This window comes from Ignavibacterium sp., from assembly GCA_032027145.1.
GTDB lineage: Bacteria > Bacteroidota > Ignavibacteria > Ignavibacteriales > Ignavibacteriaceae > IGN3.
Map to the genome: position 1 here is coordinate 3,438,981 of JAVSMP010000001.1, position 21,750 is coordinate 3,460,730.

Here is a 21,750-nt window from a genome sequence, read left to right on the forward strand (position 1 = left end):
TATACATTAAATTATTTTTTTGCTGATGAGTGAACTAAAACAGTGAATGTTGAAACTTTAATTTATCTCAAAAAGTTGTTCATAAGGCATATAAACTGAAATGATTTCGGAATGTGGTTTTCCAAGCCAAAGTGTTGAACCTAGCTTTAATCTATCATCATTCCAGGCAATAGTAGTTATAGTTTCACTTTTTATCTTAAAGCAAAAGTCATATTCAAGTCCATCGTTAAGATATATTGCCAGCAGTTCGGTTAGTTTTTTTGATTGTGTTTTACCGGGCAGAAATTCTAAATAATCACTGAATGACATTGGACCAATTTCGACACTTATTCTTCCGGTATAATCCAGTGCTTGTCTGCCGATAAAACTTGTTTCACCAAGAATATTATTATCATCTCCAAGCAAGGGTGCATCTGTTAGTTCAAGCCAGGTTGGCACAAACTCATTTATCTTATTTCCAAATTGCGGAAATAAATAATTCAGTAAAACTTCTAATCCGGATTTGTTTCTTACTCTAAGACTGAATAAACCGGAAAACTTGAGTAAGGCATAATCTGAAAGTTCGTTGTTTTTATTTTTTCCAAAGAAACCCCTGCCGCTAAAGGAACTAATCCTTTGAATTATTTTATTATTTTCATTGGAATTAAGATTCAGATAAAATCTGTATTTTTTCCATGACTGGTAATACAACCAGTAAAATCTGTTGTTAAAAATATCAAGAAAGTTTTGTAACGGAACCTGTCCTGCACCTAATATCCTTTGCTGAAAATCAACCTGCTCTACATAACATCTTGGTATTGGAGAATTAATGCCATATAAACCCAAAAAAGTAACAAGAAATGTAACCTCATCATTTTCAAATATAATTTTTTTGATGTCTGTCGGAGGATATTCGTACTTCTCATAAGGTCTAAATCTAATTCCGGTCTGTTCAAAAATAGATTCTTCCCTTTTAGGATGTAATTTTTTTACATAGCTGTCAGCAATTCTTGTAGCCTGCCAGACATTATACAATGGTCCGTTGTTTACAAGATCTTCAATTACAGCGGCAGTATTTTCCCGATTATCGGTTCCCATAAATATTCTTTATTTGTTCCGGATTCTGTAATCCTTAGTTGCACAAACGAATTTACAGTTACATATTGTGATAAAAACTTATTCAGTAATAATCCAAAGAGATAGATATCACCCGCACCGTGTTCAAACTCATTTGGGTCAATAGTAATATGAAATTCTATTCCGCGGATAATACTTCTGTTTTTCATCTTACTGATAATTTTAGGTTTATCTATTCTTAATATGCCATCAATACGTTTTTTATTTGGATGATTATGTATTTTGAACCAGTTATAAAGATTAAGAATACTCTTTAACGTCTCAACTTCTGAAAGGCTTGTATAACTGACTGATAGATTAGCAATAAGTGACCAGAGATAATTGCTCTTGTCAGGTCCTTCAAGAACATCAGTTGGAATAGTAACATTTGATGCTTCTATGCCAACAGGAAAATTTATCGGTTCTTTAATGGCTCCAACTTCCAAATATGAAGCCGGTAAAAACCCGTTTGAAAGAGTTGCCTGAATGCTTAATGTTTCTTTGGGAAAATCATCCTCTTCCATACTCGGTCCAAATAAACGAATAAATGTTTCTGACATATCGCTTATTTGAGTTCTTCTGAATACAGAAAAAAACCTTTTATAATTATAATCCGGATCACTTGTATCAAGAATATCGTGTGAAGAAATCGGTATATATTTATATTGTTCAATTTTACTCTCACTGATTCCCGAAACCTTATCAACTGAATATATCTCTCTGCTTTTTCTTCTGTCAATATCAGGAACTATATAATATTCCGGCAAACGCTGATTGACAATTACTTCTTCAGTCATTCTGCTGAATAGATTAACTATCGGTGTACAATGCAAAGAAATATTTTTTATTGTTGCCCATTTTTCTTTTACAATTCTTCTGTTAAAATCTATTTTAATTTCAAATGCGCCTGACTGTCCTGAACTTTTAAACTGTTCTAATCCATTTATCTGAATAAAAAAGAATTTTTCAGGAAAAGAAAAGTATTCCTGAAGAAGTTTATATCCGCTGAATGTTTGTTTTGAATAAGGCAGAATTGAATTATCCCTGATTGAATAATCCTCAGTAAACAAATCAGGTATTTCAATTCTGAAATCTTTGATCTCTGTATATGGTGCTTTATTATCTGATAACTCTTTAACCGAAATTGAGGAAACAAAATTTGTAAGGAAATAGAGCAGTTCATATTTAATAGATGCAGCGCCTTGTAAATATATCTGAAAGTTATTCATTTGAAGAGATTCATAATCAACATTTCTATCAGGCTGAATTTTAAGTTTCAGAATTGAATTTCCCTTAGTTGAGTCCTCAACGGTAACATCTGAAAGAGCCATTGGTCTTACAACTACATCCTGAGTTGTGCGGAAAATAAAATCAGCAGGTTCTTCTTTCTCAGTTAGACGGCTTTTATCAGAAACTCCGGCATATACTTTATATCTGACTTTATATTTTGATGAGGTGGTTTGAATTTCACTGCCTTTATTAACAACAATTGGTTTGGATATTGCCCCTGGTTTATGTTTTAACTGAAGAATTGAACACGAAGGAAATGGTTTTAAAAGATTAGGAAACAATATTTCAAGAATACCTCCGGCAATTTCAGGAAATTCATCATCCAGTCTTTCCTGAATTCTTCCTGCAAGAAATGCAAAACCTTCAAATAGTCTTTCAACAAACGGATCTTTTCTTTCACGCTCGCTCATTCTGAGTCGAGAGCCAAGTGTAGGATGTTTTTTAGCAAACTCTTCACCAGCGGTCTGAAGAAAATTATATTCACGTTCGAAATATTTTTCTATCCCCATTAGTTTGTATCCTTCTCAAACATAACTTTCGTCCAACCGGTAGTTGAAAATTCTGTAAGTAAAATTTCTTTATTTGGTATATCTTTTATGGTTGCAACCACTTTTAAAGTTATCTTCATCGACTCCTGATCAAAATCTGTTTTATGAACTTCAACATTAGCAATACGAGGTTCATACTTCAGTATAACATTTTTTATCTCTTTTTTAACCGGATCAATTGAATTGTTAGAATTAAAATATAACTGAAGAATGTCAGGCATTCCAAAATCAGGCAGATGCTGAACAGAGCCCTGTCTGGTTGATAAAACCATTCTTAAGTTTTCAATTATACTTGATCTTATTTTTTGTTCTTCTGTAAGATCATCGAGCTTTGAAAAATCAGTCTCATCTATATTCTTTGTTTCAGATGAAAATTGTCCAACTAATAAATCGTAGAGGCTTAAGTTTTTCAATTGATGTCAGTTATTAGATTAGATTTTATAAAATACGTATTACTTCAACTAACTTAATCAGCAGCTCAAATAAAGGTATCCGCAGCATAATTAAGTTAACGCAACAGTAAACTAATAACACAGACCTGCCTGCATATAACAAGCATTAGTCTGTGCTATAAATAAATCATATAAATAATTAAACTAAATAAAATGATTGTGAATAATCGGAATATCATTCATAATCATCATAAAATTTAATTAGAAAGTATTTTCCTCGAACATAATACCGCCTTCAATATACTCCCAGATAAATGTTCTTGCCAGCATTGAAACCTTTTCAAGATGTCCAACACCTTCATTCTTGGGATCATAAGTCGGAGGCATCCAATTTTGGACTGAAACAATTTTTGCATCTTTAAGTGTATAATGGAAGTACGGTTCTTCCTCACCAGTTTGCATTCCGATCCTATAGAGTGTAACTTTAATTTCTTTGCACATCTGTCCGTTAGAGCAAATCTGATACAACTGCGGTGTAAGCGGATCAATTGCCTTAACAATAGTAAAGGCGGTTATCTTTCTTGATCCTTGAATTTTGTTTTCTTCCTTTTCATAAGGGAGATAAACTTCATGAGCAAATTCATACACTAAACTGCTCCCATTGTCACGAGGACCTTTCAGTTCATTTCCTTCGTGATTTTTGATTACGATCTCACCTTTAACTGCCATAGTAGTGCTCCTTTTTATTATTGATAAATTATTTATTTAGAGTATCCGATTTCTATTGGCCTTCTTCAGAAGAATGGAATGCGATTAGTTTCAGATTAACATCCATACCAGTAATAGCAACATGAGGTCTAAACTCCGCACTAATCTGGAAAAAGCCGGGTTTCTCAGGTAATTCCTCAACATGCAGTTGATATGATCTTAAAGGTCTTTCAGCAATTACAGATTCAGGTGCATTTGGAAAATCTGCAACAAGAGTATCTAACCATTTTTTCATATCCTTTTCGATATCACCAGCACCGGCATTCTTACCGACAAATATTAGCTGTCTGTATTTAAGATAGTGAGCAATTCTGGTAACAAGCATAGTATATTGTAATCTTGCACCTACAGCATAATTGGCTGTGGCTTCAGCGTCATTCTTTATTTTCTTTGGTCTGTTAACAGATGGTACCTCAAAGAAACATGCATAATCTGTTCTATCCCAGTGAGCAAGAGGAATGAATCCAAGATCACAAAGTTCCTGGTCTTTTGCCTGTCCAACAGAAGCTTCGATTGGCACTTTTACTTTTTTCTGACCATGTTCTTCATAAGTAGGAGTTGGCAGGTTTTCAACTTTTCCACCGGAGTCAACTCCAACAATTTTTACGCTCCAGCCCCATTTCTCAAAGCTCTTAACCATATTTGAAGCAAGAGCAAATGAAGCATTGCACCACAAGCTGTTATCACTACCTTCTTTATAAACTCCCTCATTATAGTTGAAGTTTTTAGTTGGTTCAGATTCAGCACTATATGGCAGTCTTCCAAGAAATCGCGGCAAAGTTAATCCAATGTATTTAGATCTGTCATCATCTCTGAAAGCTCTCCATGCAGTATATTCTGCACCATCGGTTATCTGATCAACTAAAAAACGGTTGTTCATTACATCTCCAAAACTCTTTTCGCCAAAGAATTTATGACCAGCGTTACCGATAAATGGTATTTGTGCGGATTCTGAAAGTACAGATAAATGCTGAAGTAAATTTATATCCTGTGCAGAGTTGTCAACTTGTAAATCAGCAATGATGGCTGTATAAGAATGACCGCCTACTTTATCATAAGCGCCCCAATAGACGTGATGCCAGAAACCGGAGTCTTTTTCATATCCTTCTCCGTTTGCTGCTTCATTTAAGTCTTCATACAGTTCTTCTTTTGTAACATCAAGAAGTTCAAATTTAACCGGTTTACTGAATTCTGTATTTTGTACTAAAAACAATAAACCGCGCCAAGTTGATTCGAGTCCTTTAAATTCTTCATTATGAAGAATCTCATCCATCTGGGCACTAAGAACAGTATCAATATCAGCAATAAAAGAATCTACAAGCGCACCAGTAACTTTAAATACCTGTGATTCCTTGCCAACCTTACTTATAAACTCTGCTACTGCATCTTTCTTAGTATCATCCAGCATGGTTAATAATTTATCAACAGAGGTTTCCTGAGTTTTTTGTTCCTGCCCTGTTGAGGTGGTTTTTTCATTTTCCATTTTGTAAAGCCTCCACGCTTTTTTAATTATAAGTAAAGATATTAATTAGATTTTTGTTCTTTATCCTGAGAGCTTCCAAGCTTAGCAAGTAATTCATCAATACTTCCGCTGCCATCTTTAAGAACTCCCTCAATTGCCTTTTTAAGATTTGCATCTTTAAGAACCGCAACCTTTAATTGTTTGAGTCTTTCACGTGCATCAAGCAATTGCTTTAACGGTTCAACTTTTTTAACAATCTCATCCGGATGAAAATCTTTGATCTCTTTGAAATCCAGATTTACCTCCATTTTGGATTCAGGGTCATCAGATAGTTTGTTGTTTACAGTAAGTTTTAATTTAGGATTGATATCCTTTAAAACTCTCTGATAGTCGCCCTTGTTTGCTATTACGCGCAATCTCCTGTCCTTGATCATACCAAGGCTTCCTGGCTCACTTCTGCTGAAGTTTCCCGGAATCATCATTCTGTAGTCAAGTTCAACACTTTCCTTTGCATCGCTGCTCGGAAGTATTGATACTTTTACACGCTGCGCAATCTTTGGTGCTGTTGGTCGTGCCATATTAACGCTCCTTTTTTTGTTTAAGTTTTAATGCAATTATACTGTCATATTTTGCAATTTTATTAAATAAATCTGTCTGATCATTTTCCAAATCAGTTTTTAATTCTTTGTCTTTAGTCTTTGCAATAATTTCTTTGTTTACCAAATACATAGCCTGCCATACCGATGTACATAGCGCTGGTTCCCAAAGTGTTATATTGTATTCATCAATCAGACCAATTAATTCAGTTAAATGAACTTTGGCAAGATCATACATTTTTGCCTGCATACAATAATTTGCAAGATTGAGTCTTCTTAAAAACTTTCCTTTTCTTCTTTCATCAGAACCGATAGCTTTTTGCATCGAAGCAATATTAGCTTCAATATTATTCGGCAATTCTATACAAGCTTGTTTATATTCATTATTTATCTGTTCATAGTCTTCCCCCATAATCGGAGGTAATATTATCTGATCTCTATTCTCTGCTTTCGCGGCTGAAGTCATTACATCTTCAAGTATCCATCTTACAGTATCATCATCAGCAAATGGAGTGGTTTTATCTTTAAACTTTAATTTATAAATGTCAGGTATTCTGTTAACAAGCTGAGATAGTTGTCCTTTAATATCCTGTGCTGCCAAAGTGTAATTACCGCCCTTTTGTTCAAGAGCTTTAACAACATATCTGTGTGCATCAAACCAGTATGGAAAAGCACCATCGGCTTTAAGAAGGTTTATTTCAACTCTGGGAATCAACGAATCCCACTCAGAATTTTCAAACCACTTTTTAATATTAGTCTGCATAATGCTGTTCGGAGCTTCAATCTGAGTAATTCCATCTGTTTCCTGCGGCTTTATTAATCTGCCCCATTGTAGTTGTCTGATAATTCCAAATACAAAAAAGGAATCGGGAACTTTTTCTTTTTTATTTCCATCAACAATCTGTTCAAAAAACTGAGTTAATATTTGCCTCAACTGAATAACGCCATCATTTTCATTTGTTACTTTTACTGGTTGAGCAGCAGTCTGCTGTACGGGTGCAGCATGTTGAACCGGTTTCTCAATCTCTTTTGGAGCAGGTGCAGTTTCACTTACAGTTTTTGTAATAGTTTCAGCTTGCTTTTCCGGTTGTGGCTGTGCAGTTGGTTGTTCTGTTTTTACTGCTGATGGAGATAAGATTTTATTAGCAGTATCGGCATGATCTGCCAAGGCTTCAGCAATAAATTTTAATACAGGCGGATTATCAGGAAACAGCTTTGCACATTCGTTCACTATTTCTTTTAATACTAAATCAGCTTCAATAAATTCTTTTGCATTTGTTGAATCAGGTTTTTCTTTTTCTATCAGTTTAAAAAATCTCGGCTGATTCAAAAACTGTATTGCTTTACTTCTATAATTTGCATTTGATGGATAAAGATTATTTTCATAGTTCTTTAAATAATGATAAATAATTTTTAAACCGTTAAGTAATCCTTTGATTTTTTCGGTACGGAACATAGCAAAGCTTAACCAGCTTGCAATTTTTATGTCCTTGCTTTTTTCTGTCAATATGGTTCTGCTGAGTTCAATGCACTTTTTATAATCCGGAGTAGTTTTTTGAATTTCCATATTAAGGACAAAATACTCCTCTTCATTACTTGCATCATTACCAACTGGCGGATTATCCGATATTGGTTCTAAGTAATCCTGTACTACTTCAGGTATCTCAAGCTCCGAAATTTCAGGCATCTCTGTTTAGCTCCGCTTTATAATTTTAAACACTAGTTAAGATGAGTTTTAATATAGTTCAAAAATTCAGTTAAGTTTAAATTATAATCTATCATCAAACCATCCTGAATTAAATTTTTACCATTGCTAATACTATTCTGATCAGTTGTATTTACAGTTATCTCTGAATTGTTGCTGTTTAATAAAAGGTCTATAAAATCTTTAGGAGTCGGTTTGGAAAATGTAAAAAATATTACACCCGAATTATCATCATATTTAATCCAGAAAACTGCCGGTGATGTATTTGGATTTTTAAACAATATTTGTATTAACTGAATGTAAAAGCTTATGATTAAATTGCTATCTGATTGAACTCCTGTTGATTTATATTTAATACAAATTAAATGCAGAAATATTTTAATATTATTTTCCAGATAATTGTTTAACTGAATTACTTCATTATCATCAAATCCAAACAGACTGTTCAAATCAGTTCTTGAAACAAAATTTTTATAATCATTAAATATATTTGGATTTTTTGATCCGAACTGATTAAGATTATCCATCACTGCTTTTAAATCTGCTGTATCTTGAATCGTTTTGTTTTCTTCAATTACTTCTTCAAAACTCACAAACAATCTGTTATAAAAAGAAGGGATCAGATAGTTAGGCTCGTTTGCTTTTTTCTCAATATTCCTGAATACTAAAAAGGGATAACTTCTACCGCTTTTATCACAACTTGGAACCATAATTCCGATAGTAATATTATCAGTATCAGTAAACGGATAAATGAAATTTATATTTGATATTTTATCGTAATAGTTCTTCCATTCATTTTTAAGTTTTAATTTGGCAAGTGCCAATCCTTCCTGAAGCCAGCTATCAACTGTTAATATTTCGTTACCTGAAGCATTATATTTAATAAAATCAGCAAACCCTGTAAGCTTTCCAAAAAAGCCGGTGGTAACATTTTTAGTATTTGTGCTATTATCATTTAACATAAATCAGTTAAGTGAATTAGGCATCTTAAATGATTTGAAAAAATTCTGAGAAAACGGATGTTTTGAACTTCCGGCATTTAAGATATAACTTGCAGTAACATCATATAAATTCGGTTTTGCGAAATTCCAGCTGAGTATTAACTGAGATGCAGAATTGCCTCTTGAAATAGATGCATCATTAAGAAGTCTGAAAAATGACCAATCACCGTTATAAGATTTAATATCAGAAGTTCCAAACTCATTTAATGTTAAATATAAAGATGAACCAGAAGAACTTTTATCAGGCCAGTTAAAAACTGTTTCGTAAGGTGCACCCATTTTATAATTATCAATCACACCGTCAATTTTTAAGTAATATTGTATAACCGTTGCTTTTCTATCTGATATAGTTTTTGAATCTGGTAATTGCGGTTTGAGTTTAAATGTTAAATTTAACTCACCGCCTTTATAAAGCATACTTGTTATCTCATCAGCTTTTTTCAGTGCATTAAGTAAATCAGCAGAGAAACTGGCTCCGGTTCCTTCCTGCTGATTAACCTTCCAATCATCTTTCTTGATAAATGAACTTAGCTCAGAATTATAAAAAGTCCAAAATACCCCGGTTTGCGGATTAAAAAATTCATCAAAGTCCTGTATTGGTGCATCAGTTCCTTTATCATTAAATGGAAATGACTTGGCAAGAATCTTATTAAATACATCAACAACTTTGGTTTTCCACTGAACACTGATTGATGAAGTTGCATCAGAAAGAGTTGCTCTCCAGGTTGCATTGACTGGTTCGGTTAACAATGATTGTAATTCCGGTACATTATATATTGCACTCTGTATTGTCTTAACAGCAGTTTGATAATCAAGCGCCTGCTGATTCATAACCTTAATAGCGTAATCTTTTACTAAATCAGGTCCGCCTTTTAGTCCTTCAAGTATTCCATTTAACATCCCATACTGCATAATTATAATATTTAAATCAGGCGGAGCAGAACCATCTTCAGGACCAACAACAAATTTTCTTAATCTCTTAATATCAGAATTACTTGCGGTGCTGTAAAAAGCTGCATAAGGATTAGTTGAATCAACAGGTGTTTTGATATTTGCTAATACGCTTGACTGATCGGCAAATACTTTTAATAAAAGCACTAATGGGGAAGTGCCCGGATCACTGAGTAGTTTTAAACTGTTTGCCGCAAATGGTATTGATTCAAATCCAGAGTATTTTATGCTCTGAAAAAATTGTACCCATGTTTGTGTATAATCTCTGATATATAAATCAGTCAGTTGATTTCTCATATCTTCGCTATTATAATTATCATAATATGAGCGGCTGTTTTGAGACTTGCCAAGCACCCAATCTTCTTTACCCGGATTTTTGCTTTCTTCAGATATTGCCTGCTCAAAATAATTCCTCCATCCATCTAAAGTAAAAATGAATGGTATTCTGATATCTGTGTACATTATCTGTCCGGTTTTTCCCTGAACCAATTGTCCTAAAGTTAATTCTGCAGGATATTGAGTTCTGGCATTTTCTTTCATTCTTGCATAAATACTTTCAGCACTCGGTTTGTTTTGGAATTTATTTCTTACCAAACTTAGCAGAGTGTTATCATTTTGAATAGGATAAACTGCCGGATTGGATAATTTCTCTGTAAAAAATGTGGTGTAATTTCTGAAATAATTATTCAAAGAATCCTTATCTGCAGAAGAAACAATTGAATTTGAATTAAGAAATTTATTTTTAAGAATGCCAGTAAAAGTATTAATTAATACTTTTTGATTTATAGTATCCAGCTTTGACCGTTCGCTGCCAAGCAATAGATAAGCTTTAAGATTGTTATAAATTTGTTCACCAGAATATTCTTGTCCTTTTGAATAATTTGTAAGTGTATTAATAATATCGTTGTATATATACTGTGTAAAGAACGGATTAGTTTTATTTAAATAAAGACTGGTTAAATTATCGAGTGCATCTTCGCTTCTATCCAATCCGAAATTAAAAAATGAATTGTTGAAATCATTATTCTCTATCTGAACAATAATCTGTCTTAATGAATCTGCCTGAGTGAAGTTTTTAAGTAAATCGCCGCTCCAGTTAATCTTGCTGAATGAATTTGCTTTTGCACTTATTTTATCAAGTGCTTCAGAACTTCCGCTTCTGCCTAAAAGAAAGAATAATCCAAATAATAAAAACACAAATGCAGATGCGCCTATTGTTATAAGCCTTGTAACATTGCCCTGCTTAATAACAGATGCAGTTTGACCTACAACATAATTCTGATCAGGAATAACGACTTCATTAAGAAGATCTTTAATAAAATAATTTTTAGTCTCCAGCATCTCATCAAACTGTTCGCCCTGTGCTGGTGGAAGGTTAAACTGCTGAGCTATTTTTTTAATTGCCAGGTCAAGTGGGGCGCCCTCTTGTGTTCCGCTAGTAAAATAAAATCCACGGAAAATCGGATTATCCTGATAAGGATTTGATTGAAACACTTCACCAATTAAATATGTAAGTTTTTCTTTTAATGAATTAAACTGATACGGGAATAAAAAAACTTTTCTTCTTTGTTCTCTTTTAAGCGGATTACTTAGCCTGATAGTTCTTGCTTTATAGATAACTTCGGATAATTTATTAAATTCATTTTCAAATGCTTCTTTAGGATTTTTTTCAATTTGTCCCTGCGAACTAAATGTAGAGCCCCAGATCTGCGAGCGCTCTATCTCACTAAAATCACCAAAGTATTCTACAAATCCCTGTATCAAATCACATTTTGTAAATACAAAATAAACCGGAAAGACAATACCCAGATTAGAAATTAATTCATCAATTCTTCCTCTGATATTTTTAGCATGTTCATACAACTGAGCATTATCATTCTTGATTATCTCATCGATGTTTAACGCAACAATAACCCCATTGATTGGTTTTTTCTTTCTGTTCTTTTTCAGAGTTTCAAGAAAGGCAACCCATTCTGGTCTGTCTTCAGATTCAGATATATATCTGCCTGCTGTATCCAGAAATATTGCACGGGTCGAAAAGAACCAATCACAATTCCGTGTTCCTCCCACACCTTTAACAGAATCTTTACCATACGGAAATTCTAATCCGGAATTTTGAATTGCTGTTGTTTTACCCGCTGCAGAAGGTCCGATTATCATATACCATGGTAAACTGTAAAGTGCAGCTTTACCAGTTTTTCCGCGTCCAAGCTTTGAATTTTTTAACGCTGTTATTGCGGCTTCAAGTTGCTTCTTAAATTGGTCTATCTCAGCTCTTTTTTCCGGGCTTAACATTTGTGAATCAGATGAGCTGCTTATTGAGTTCTCAATTTGTCCTGCTTTCTGTGCATCTTTCATTTTCTTGAAAAGAATAACAATAACAGTAACAAGCAGAATAAAAATTATTATACCGATTCTAACTGTCCAGGTTATATGTATAACTGAACCGAGATAAATAACAAGAAATATCAGAATTACTAAGCCGAGAGCTAATAATATATTTTTACTTTTTAAGATTCCTGCAATTTTACCCATAGTAATAAAAGAATAATTTTAAAAGATTTATAGAAAATACCGCATTATGATTTCAATGAATTGAGAATATCCATAACATCATCTAATTTTCCGGAAACTGAGAATGATAAAATGACATATAAGACCAACAGCAATGCTGCGGCACCAACCGGATAAATCCATAAAGGCAAACCTGTGTTAACAGTCTGTACAATACTTTGTTTTGGTTTTCCGTTTGGTGAAAGTGCATCTAATGAACGATATGCTTCAGGATGTAATTCCAGATTAAGATCATCTATTACTCTTCTTAAATTTTCAGGAGATTGCAGCTGATATTTGCCTTTGAATCCAAGACTTAAGCATAGATAAAATATTTCAAGAACATCCTTATTTGCACTGCTTCTCTGCCGCAATTCACTCATATAAGTAAAAAATTCTTCCCCTGCGTTAAATGTATCGAATAATTTTATTTGTAATGGTTCGGTAAGCCATTCGCTCTTTTCTGACCATTCGGAGCTGATGATAGTTTCATCAAGCAATGCAACAAGCGCAAATTTTGCATGTTTTATCCTTTCATTATCCACACCGATTTTTCTTGCATTACTTTCAAATCTCTCGAACATTTCCAGCACACGCGATTTAAGTGTATTTGCAGCGCCGTAGTTAGTTGTTGCTCTTAATTGTAAAATAAGTATCAGACATTCAGAAGCTAAATCAGAAAGATTTTTCTTTTTCTCCATCGGATTATCTTGTGCCATTTAAAAACCCTATAAAAATATTTTTAATCAGAGTGATCAATAAACTAAAACAGTAAAACCAACTCCATCTGTAATGATTTAAATTCAGCAGCAATAAAAAAAGCTATATTGTTTTTCTGGACTATCTTTTCCCAGAATCTGCCTTCTTTATTTATTTTGAAATATTGTGCTTTCTCATTTACAGAAACTCCTGCTGGCGGTCGTGCAACATATTCAATCGTTACACCCTGTATGCCGGCTTGATGAACTGCAAAGATTTCTTCGTAAGCAGATATTTTGATGTTCTTTGGCAGTTCAGTAATTATTTTCTTTTCAGGAATATCACCCGTTACAGAGATAAAGAATTGTGCCTGAATATGATTTGGTGAAAGTTGTCCGACAAATAAAGTTTCAGCTTGTCTTCTTAATTGTATAACAAGATCCTTTCTCTCAACTGTCTTCTGAACATTCAACATAGTTTGTATCTCATTAACAACATGTTCAAATATTTCTGTAAGATGTTTATGATCGTAAATTGGCAATGAATCAACTCTTAACTCTGAGTTGGAAAAAGTTGATAACTGCCCCGCTACTGTTAATAGAAAAGAATATAGCACTTCGGGATGAATATGTTTTGAATTATGATAATAATTTAACAATGGAATAAAGGAATTAATTGATTGAAGCATTAAGAGAACTTCAACCTGTGTTAATGATAATTCAGGCTTTTGAATATTTGTCTGTGCTTTTAACTCTTTGCTTTTAGAAACGAGTGTGCTCAATATATTTCTAACGTGCTGCAGTATTACTTCTGAAGCTGAGATTTCAAGACATGGTGGAATATATTGCACCTCCATCTGATATTTTCCATCGGAACTTCTTGATATTTCGCCAAGTTTTATCGAAACAAAATCTTCTAAAGATTCATCTTCAAACTTAAATTGAAAATTAGGTTTGGCTATTCCAATGTTTCTAAGATTTGTTCCTGTATTATAATCCATTACATCAGTATTCTGCATTACAAATCTGTAAGGATCATTAAATTGTGAATCTTCAAGCTGACAATTTTTGCCTGAAGAATGTTCTACCGGTAAGGCAAGATATACACTAAGCCTTTCAGCAGTTGCAGAGAAAATACTTTCAAAATTTCTGCTTTTAGGTGCAGAATCATTTTCAGGGATATTGAATATCATTCCATCCGGCATTACACCGCTGCAGTTTATAAGGCTGAAATTACCGCCTGAAAGTGAAGCATTATCAATCATTATTTTTTTTAATCCCCAATTGCTGGAGTTGATCATTGATAATCTGGAATTGATGTAATAATGATTGTATCTGTCTGTTTGCTGGAAATGATGAGGATCCAGTTTCATTCCTTCATACCAAACTGTTTTTTGCATTTTCATAAAATTGTAATCGCTTTTAATGCTTGGAAAAATCTTTAATTAAGTAATGAACTAATTATCAACCTGAACAGAGATTGAATTATCCTGAACCTTAACTGTTAGTTTGTCTATTCCATCTTTTAAATCAACAACGCTCTGCCATCCATCTGCAGAAGGTGAATGAAAATCCGCCAAAACCCCAAGGAAAGCTGCTTCTTTCTTTATCTCAAGTTCATCAAGATTAAAACTTTCACCCGGTACCATTGTTTTTTCATAAACAGAATTTGGGATAAGATCAGACCCTAAAGCCGCAACTGCATTTTTAGTGAGAGATTCAAAACTTGAAAGACGGAATTTATCAGCATTTGCTAACTGGTAAATTGTAACTACAACAGCATTACCGCCGTTTGAGTTATCATAACTTTTAAAACTTACTTGTATATATTCTTTACCGCTGCCGCATCCGGAAAATAAAAGCATTGTAAAGACTGGTAAAAGTGTTAAGATTATTTTTTTCATATCTATCAACAATATTTTTTAAGTTAAATTGATTTGTAAAAGTTAATATTCGTTTACTTCGTTCCTGGCAGATATTCTTTTCTGATATCCTTTGATAAACGGCGGTCTGAAATATTTCTTTTCCAAATGATACGGATCCGAAATATATTTTTTATAATTGGTTTTTATCGCTTCAAGTATTTTTACCTTTTTTGCATTTGGTATCAGATTATCCATTGCGGATGTTTGTTTGCTTAATGTTTCTCTTTCAATTATTTCAGGATCAAGAGATTGAAGTAATGATTGACTGCCTTCAGTTGCCGATGTTCTGTATCCTTCCAGTATTCCAATCTGATGCGTAAGTAATTTTTGAGTTTCTTCTTTTATAAGACTGATTCTCTTCTTTTGTTCTTCTGCTGAAAGATCGGGATTAAATAAATATTCCTTAATATCCTTTAATGACCCGGTTGGAATAGTCTGATAAATAGTAACACCAAAAAACTCCTGCCTGAATTGTAAATAACCCTGGATAAGTTTTGTGATGGTATCAAGCAGTACATCCACAGATTCAGAAAAATATGAGCTGAATGAATAATCAACCTGTGGTTTTGTAGTTGGTGCAGAGTGGGAAGTTTCGATGTTTGATTTTATCTGAGGCTTTTCTTCGGTTATTATTTTTGGTGAGGGTTCTGTCTTAACAGAGCTGATAAAACTTTGATCTAAAAATTTAGATGCAAAATATTCTGATAATACTTTGTTAACATCATTTGATAAAAGTCCATCCAACCCCTGCATTATTGACATTCTAAGCATCTCACTTTTTAACGGAGACTCATCATAGAAATATTTTTCGGATAATTTAAGTATGGAATCAGATATTTTTTGCACTTCATCAACAAACGGATTTGAAAAGATCATTGTCTTTTGATCATCCCACTGAGGTGCGCTTTCAACCTTGATTTGTTCAACTGCTATATCAAGTTCATAATCGCCAATTCTAATCACATCGCCGTTTTTTATTGCATTCTCATCATTCGGAAATAATTTATTTCCGTTCAAGTAGGTAAAATTTGCAGAACCAAGATCAACAACTTGTAATAAACCATCGGTATTAATAATCCTGGCGTGATTTCTTGAAACAACTTTTCTCTGATCTTCTAATACAATATCATTATCGGCTTCTCTTCCCAATTTTACAGGATATTGTGTAAACTCAAATTTACGGTTAAATGAACTATCAGAAATTTTTCGGAGTGTAATTAGTAATTTCATAAAGCAATAATTCCAATATTAATATTTGTTTAAACACAGCTTCGCTTGGTCAGTTACATTTTAACTTTCAAGCTTAATTGATGTAATCCAAATTTCCGGTTTTTACATACCGAGAACAAACTACAAAATCTAATTACAATAAAACTTTATTTACAGAATTGAGTAAAACCAATAAAAACTTCTTATACTATTATTACTTTATTATTGATCACTTTTTTTTGCTCAATTAAAAGTAATTTATAAGAAATGTTCATTAATTGAGAACAATTAAAACAAAAGTCTTTTACCAATAAAAAATCTATGCTTGCTCAAAAATATGTTTTTTATTCAAAAATCAAAACTAATTTAATGAAAATGTTTAGTTAGGATACAGCGTCAAGATTGGCAGTGATCAAAGGTTATTTACAGGATGCTGATGAACTATTCTTTTAATTAAAAAGTTTAGAATTTCCTTTTACCTACTAAGGCAGGATTATTTTAAAATTCCTCAATATAAAATCAGAAATTATTAAAAATGAGTATAACAACAGTTTTTCAGAAGTTACTACAAAGTGGTAAACAGAATAACATTACTACTTAATTCTTATACAATTAGATTCTAAGTTCACACTAATAAACGGCGGCAATTTTGTCATAAAGAAATTAATCCGGAGTTTAATACTTGAGTAATATTAAAATTAAAATTTTATCCAACTATATTTTTTATCATTAAAACTATTCAAACAACCCTTACTTGAACCCTCATTAGTTTTAAAATTTTAATCACTGAATGCTTTTCCCTACCAACGTAAACAGAGTAGTACTAGTTTATTTTTCTAAGTTAATTTGTTAATTTTGGAGCGTACTTAGGAAAGGCTTACCCCCAGGCCTGAAACTAAGGCAAAGCCCTGGTACGAAAGTATCAGGGTTTTTTTATGAATATAACATTCCGCTTTAAGATCTTTATTAAATCCTATTAAATTTTTTTTAACCATTGTAGAGTTATTTAGATTGTTTTGATACATTATTGTTAATTTAAAGGTGTCATTTAATAAAATTGTCAACAGGAAATTAATTTGGAGTTATTATGAAAACCGCAATTTCTCTCTTTGCAATTTTAATCTCCTCAATAAGTTTTCCAGGTTCTCTGGATAGTGTTCAAATTGGACCCGGCGTAACTCATTATCATCAGATTCTTGATTCTGGTCCTTGGAATATTAACATTATTAAAATTGATCTTCAGAATCCGTGGCTTAAGTTTCAATCTGTAAAAGCAGGGGATAAGTTACTTGCATTTGAAAAAACATCTTCAATGGCTTTAAGAAACAATTATGAAGAACACAAAGTTGTTGCTGCAATTAATGGTGATTTTTACAATACAAGCACTGGAGAGCAAATCGGATCACAGGTAGCAAATGGAGAACTACTTAAATCAAACAATAATTGGCTTAATGTCGGTTTTGATGTTTACAAAAAACCTGTTATCGGATTAAATAGTTTTTCAGGTTCAATAATTACAACTGACAGCATTAAAAATATTTCAGGCGTTAACAAAACCAGAAATAATAACGAACTGATTTTTTATAACTCGTTTATGGGCGCTACTACATCAACTAATCAGTTCGGTACAGAAGCCAGGATTATTCCAATTGATAACTGGCTGGTTAATGATACAATAAGATGTTTGGTTGAAACAGTTATTTCCGGAGTAGGAAATGCTGCTATAGGAAATAATAAAGCAGTGATTTCCGGGCACGGCAGTGCAAGTGCATTTATTGAAAATAATCTTTCAACTGGTGATACAATAAAAATAGTTTTAAAATTATTACCCTCATTGCCAAGTCTTGACCAGTTAATTGGCGGAAATACCTGGCTGGTTCAAAATGGCGTTGTTAATCCTGATAATGGAGATCGTCATCCACGCACTTCTGTAGGATTTAATCAGGATACAACTGAATTTTTCATGTTTGTTGTTGACGGCAGACAACCTTTGCTAAGCATCGGTATGACTTATAAGGAACTTGGCGATTATATGAAAACTTGGAGTGTACATAATGGTTTAAATCTTGATGGAGGCGGGTCATCCACAATGGTTGTAAGAGGTAATATTGTTAACAGCCCTTCGGACCCCGCTGGTGAACGGTCAGTGTCAAATAGTCTTTTGTTAATCAGCACTGCACCAACTGGAGTTCTTGCTTCTATAAAGATAAATCCACGCGAGATTTTCATCAATGGAGGAAAGAGCATTACTCTGACTGCTAAAGGGTTTGATGAATATTATAATCCTGTTACAATACCTGCCGGCTCTTTAGTCTGGAGTTGTGATCCCTTAATCGGCAGTATAACTCAAAACGGAAAGTTTACTGCTTCATTTGATACAGTATCAGGTTTTATTTATGCAGAAGTAGGAGATATCAGAGATTCGGTAATTGTTCATCTTACTAAAATCTCTCAAATAATTTTAACACCGAATCCGGTTATTTTACAGCCCGGTCAATCACAGCAGATGACAGCAACAGCTTATGATAATTATAACAACACTATTTCTCTTCTACAGAGTGATTTTCAATGGTCAGTAACTAATAATTTAGGAACGATAAATCCCAGCGGATATTTTACTGCAAGTAATACAGGCTCAGGACAGATAATTGCAACAATTGATAGTGTCAGCGGAACTGCTGAACTACTTATTGGAACTTCAACTACAGTAATGCTTGATGATTTTTCCGATCTTTCCGGATATACTTTAACCGGTACAAGAGTTAATCTCGCTCAATGCAGCTTTTCATTTGATAGTACTATTTATATTTCTGAACCAGGTTCGGGAAAATTAATTTACAGTTTAACAACCGGGGGTACAAGTGCATTATATCTTAATAAAGAGATTCAAATATCTGGAATACCCAGTAAACTTAGTTTGCAGGTTTATGGCGATGGAAAAAAACATTGGCTAAGAGGTGAGTTTAAGGACAAAGACAACGAAACATTTTTAATTGACTTTACAAGCGGTGATCCGGGAATTAACTGGACAGATACCTGGAAATATATCGAGATAAATTTGAGTGATGCTGTTCCCAGTTGGGTAAATCCTTCTGCTATTCTTGATTTCCCGATAAAATGGGTAAGAACATACCTGGCTGAAACAAATGATGGAAAGAAAGATAATGGTGTAATATATTTTGATGATTTTCGTGCACATTTTATTGTAACTGATGTTGAGAAAGAGGAAGGGATACCCGGTAATTTCAAATTGAATCAGAATTATCCCAATCCGTTTAATCCTTCAACTATAATAGAGTTCGAAACCAAAAGCAGACAATTAATTTCACTTAAAGTTTTTGATGTCTTGGGAACAGAAGTAGCAACTCTTGTTAATGAGTATAGACCTGCTGGTAATTATAGTGTAAAATTCTCTAAAAATAATCTTAGCTCAGGTATTTATTATTATCGGCTACAAGCTACAGATCCTGAATCAAATTCAGGACAAAATTTTACCGAAACAAAAAAAATGATACTATTAAAATAGTGCCAGAGGTTACTCAGAATATTAGATTTAATTAAAAGCGTTAATAAAAATATTTTAAGTTGAAAGTAATTGTAAATTAGGATTTGTAAAGAACACTTTTATTGATAAACATAAACTTTAATCAGCTACTTTTCCTGGTGAAGACAAAATAGAATGTCGGGGTAATAAATTTGTTTACAATCCCTGATTTATTATTTGCTATTTTTTTTATAATTGTGTCAATACGGGTTATCTTACAAAATGAGATAAACTTTAAATGAATGTCACTCCATACTATTCCTTTATTTCCATCAAACAATTCTTCAACTGCTAATTTAGTATTCAGCTCAAAACAAAAATCTTTGGCAAATAATTCAATCAATTCTTTAAGTGATAGCAGCTGTGCAATATCATTTCTGTAAAAGTCATTTTTACGAAAATATTTTAAAAAATATTTTTTTATTGTCCGGCGTTTTAGTATTGAAATAAACGGTAATCCGAAATGCGGATCGGAAATCAGATTAATAAATGAAAGTTTATTTGGAGTGCTCAAATAGACAATTCCATCCGGCTTCAATACTCTTTTAATTTCCTCATAAAAAGAATGAATATTATTTAAATGTTCGATTACATCCTGAACAATAATTAAATCTGCAAACTTATCTCTGACAGGCAAATTAGTTACATCACCGTTAATCTTAGAGAATTTGATATCAGAATTATTCTGCCTTTGTAGTCTTATCAAACTTAGATCAACACTAACCACAAAGTTATCTTCTGCAAGCACTCTTGTAGTTCCGCCTTCACCTGAACCAAGGTCAATAATTAAGAAATTTTCTATCTTATTTTTTTGTTCAATGATTGACCGGACAAATCTACCACGCTCAAGCGATAGTTTGCGAGACTTTTCCCACCTTAAAAAGTTTGGATGCAAAGGGTCAAGCCAAATGGGGGTATTGCTATTTACTTCCACTCAGGTTTACCAATAAGTGAGTTGATAAAGTTTATTATCAGAAATATTTCAAATGCGATTTGCATAGGAATTATCTGCCAGAAACTAAAATGCTGTCCAAGTTCTTCCTGATGTTTGGTAACAACATAAAAATCATAAACAAGTTTCACTGTAAAAGGAAAGATAAAATTAAATGAAACTGGGAAAAGAACCACTGAAAATAATGAGCTTAGATTTACGGTATGCCACAAACCTAAAAAAAGTTTTTGCTTAGGCAGGTAATAAAGAGAAGTTTTAAGGTGTCTGCTCTTCTGCCTTAGATAGCTTTTTAATGAATTGGGCGGATCAGAAAAAACAAATGTATCAGGTTCGACAATAGTACCAATTAACATTTTACTTTTAACTGCTTCGCGCAAAAGCAAATCATCATCACCGGAAATTGTTTGGGTAGTATTGGAATAACCGCCAACACGATTAAACGAATTTTTTCTGAATGCAAAACTTCTTGCAGAAGCAGAATAAGGTATGTTCAATCCAACTGCTGATATAGTTAAATAGGTATTTCTGAAGTTTTCAAATGCAGCTAACTTCTGAATAAAATAACTTCCGCTTTTTATCGGTGAAACACCGAATGCAAAATCAAATCCTGCATCAAGTTTACCAGCAGTTTCTTTCAGCCAATTATTTTCAGGTCTGCAGTCTGCATCTGTTATAACGATTAGATTATACTTTGAGTTTTCAATACCCAGTTGCAATGCACCTTTTTTACCTTCAAACTTTTTTTTGTCCGCTTTTATCAGTTTATAATTTGTCTTTGATTTGATATACTCTTTAATCAGCTCGTTAGTTTTATCGGTAGAATTATCATCAACAAGTATTACTTCAAATTTTTCAACAGGATAATTTATTTTATCTAATGATTCAAACAGCAAAGGAATATTTTCCTCTTCATTCTTTGCTGCTATCACAACGGATAACTCTGGTTTATTTATGCTGCCTGATTTTTGTTTAATCTGATATAAATATCCTTTATAAACACTAACAGCCATCAGAAGAAAAAAAAATATTATAGAATAAATTGTAATTTGAATTTCCATTTT

At 33.0% G+C, this 21,750-nt stretch carries 16 protein-coding genes; 1 reads left to right on the forward strand and 15 read right to left on the reverse strand.

Annotated features, from left to right (window positions below; all coding sequences use genetic code 11):
- Positions 1-57: 57 nt before the first annotated feature.
- From tssG to ROY99_14470, 13 genes are all read right to left on the reverse strand, one after another.
- Complete coding sequence (gene tssG, locus ROY99_14410) at positions 58-1,077, reverse strand: type VI secretion system baseplate subunit TssG (protein ID MDT3697573.1); 1,020 nt, start codon at positions 1,075-1,077, stop codon at positions 58-60.
- Positions 1,041-2,894, reverse strand: coding sequence for a type VI secretion system baseplate subunit TssF (gene tssF / locus ROY99_14415; protein ID MDT3697574.1), 1,854 nt, complete (start codon positions 2,892-2,894; stop codon positions 1,041-1,043). The genes tssG and tssF overlap by 37 nt, the downstream gene beginning before the upstream one ends.
- Positions 2,894-3,346 carry a type VI secretion system baseplate subunit TssE gene (tssE, locus tag ROY99_14420; protein MDT3697575.1) on the reverse strand — a complete coding sequence of 151 codons (453 nt, stop codon included), beginning with the start codon at positions 3,344-3,346 and terminating at the stop codon, positions 2,894-2,896. The genes tssF and tssE overlap by 1 nt, the downstream gene beginning before the upstream one ends.
- Before the next feature lie 240 nt (positions 3,347-3,586).
- Positions 3,587-4,054 (reverse strand): type VI secretion system tube protein TssD, encoded by a 468-nt coding sequence (tssD, locus tag ROY99_14425; GenBank protein ID MDT3697576.1) that lies wholly within the window; start codon positions 4,052-4,054, stop codon positions 3,587-3,589.
- Positions 4,055-4,106: 52 nt separating this feature from the next.
- Entirely contained in the window at positions 4,107-5,576 is a 1,470-nt protein-coding gene (gene tssC, locus ROY99_14430) for a type VI secretion system contractile sheath large subunit (protein MDT3697577.1), read from the reverse strand.
- A gap of 41 nt (positions 5,577-5,617) precedes the next feature.
- Positions 5,618-6,133 (reverse strand): type VI secretion system contractile sheath small subunit, encoded by a 516-nt coding sequence (tssB, locus tag ROY99_14435; protein MDT3697578.1) that lies wholly within the window; start codon positions 6,131-6,133, stop codon positions 5,618-5,620.
- A 1-nt stretch (position 6,134) separates the two neighbouring features.
- On the reverse strand, positions 6,135-7,838 hold the full coding sequence (locus tag ROY99_14440; protein MDT3697579.1) for a TssA family type VI secretion system protein: 1,704 nt from the start codon (positions 7,836-7,838) through the stop codon (positions 6,135-6,137).
- A gap of 32 nt (positions 7,839-7,870) precedes the next feature.
- Positions 7,871-8,818: a type VI secretion system-associated protein TagF gene (gene tagF, locus ROY99_14445; GenBank protein ID MDT3697580.1), complete on the reverse strand. Its 948-nt coding sequence runs from the start codon at positions 8,816-8,818 to the stop codon at positions 7,871-7,873.
- Positions 8,819-8,821: 3 nt separating this feature from the next.
- Positions 8,822-12,343, reverse strand: coding sequence for a type VI secretion system membrane subunit TssM (tssM, locus tag ROY99_14450; GenBank protein ID MDT3697581.1), 3,522 nt, complete (start codon positions 12,341-12,343; stop codon positions 8,822-8,824).
- Positions 12,344-12,387: 44 nt separating this feature from the next.
- Entirely contained in the window at positions 12,388-13,080 is a 693-nt protein-coding gene (gene icmH / locus ROY99_14455; GenBank protein ID MDT3697582.1) for a type IVB secretion system protein IcmH/DotU, read from the reverse strand.
- A gap of 44 nt (positions 13,081-13,124) precedes the next feature.
- Positions 13,125-14,459 (reverse strand): type VI secretion system baseplate subunit TssK, encoded by a 1,335-nt coding sequence (tssK, locus tag ROY99_14460; protein ID MDT3697583.1) that lies wholly within the window; start codon positions 14,457-14,459, stop codon positions 13,125-13,127.
- A gap of 57 nt (positions 14,460-14,516) precedes the next feature.
- The gene (gene tssJ, locus ROY99_14465; protein MDT3697584.1) at positions 14,517-14,963 is read right to left on the reverse strand and encodes a type VI secretion system lipoprotein TssJ; all 447 of its coding nucleotides are present in this window, start codon (positions 14,961-14,963) and stop codon (positions 14,517-14,519) included.
- Between the two features lie 42 nt (positions 14,964-15,005).
- Complete coding sequence (locus ROY99_14470) at positions 15,006-16,214, reverse strand: FHA domain-containing protein (protein MDT3697585.1); 1,209 nt, start codon at positions 16,212-16,214, stop codon at positions 15,006-15,008.
- Between the two features lie 1,066 nt (positions 16,215-17,280).
- On the opposite strand from ROY99_14470, the gene ROY99_14475 reads away from it, so the two are divergent.
- Positions 17,281-19,719: a phosphodiester glycosidase family protein gene (locus tag ROY99_14475; protein ID MDT3697586.1), complete on the forward strand. Its 2,439-nt coding sequence runs from the start codon at positions 17,281-17,283 to the stop codon at positions 19,717-19,719.
- 121 nt (positions 19,720-19,840) lie between these two features.
- Here the strand turns inward: ROY99_14475 and ROY99_14480 are convergent, their stop codons facing one another.
- On the reverse strand, positions 19,841-20,671 hold the full coding sequence (locus ROY99_14480) for a class I SAM-dependent methyltransferase (protein MDT3697587.1): 831 nt from the start codon (positions 20,669-20,671) through the stop codon (positions 19,841-19,843).
- Positions 20,662-21,747, reverse strand: a complete 1,086-nt coding sequence (locus ROY99_14485; GenBank protein MDT3697588.1) for a glycosyltransferase — start codon at positions 21,745-21,747, stop codon at positions 20,662-20,664. Before ROY99_14485 ends, ROY99_14480 begins: the two co-directional genes overlap by 10 nt.
- Positions 21,748-21,750 lie beyond the last annotated feature (3 nt).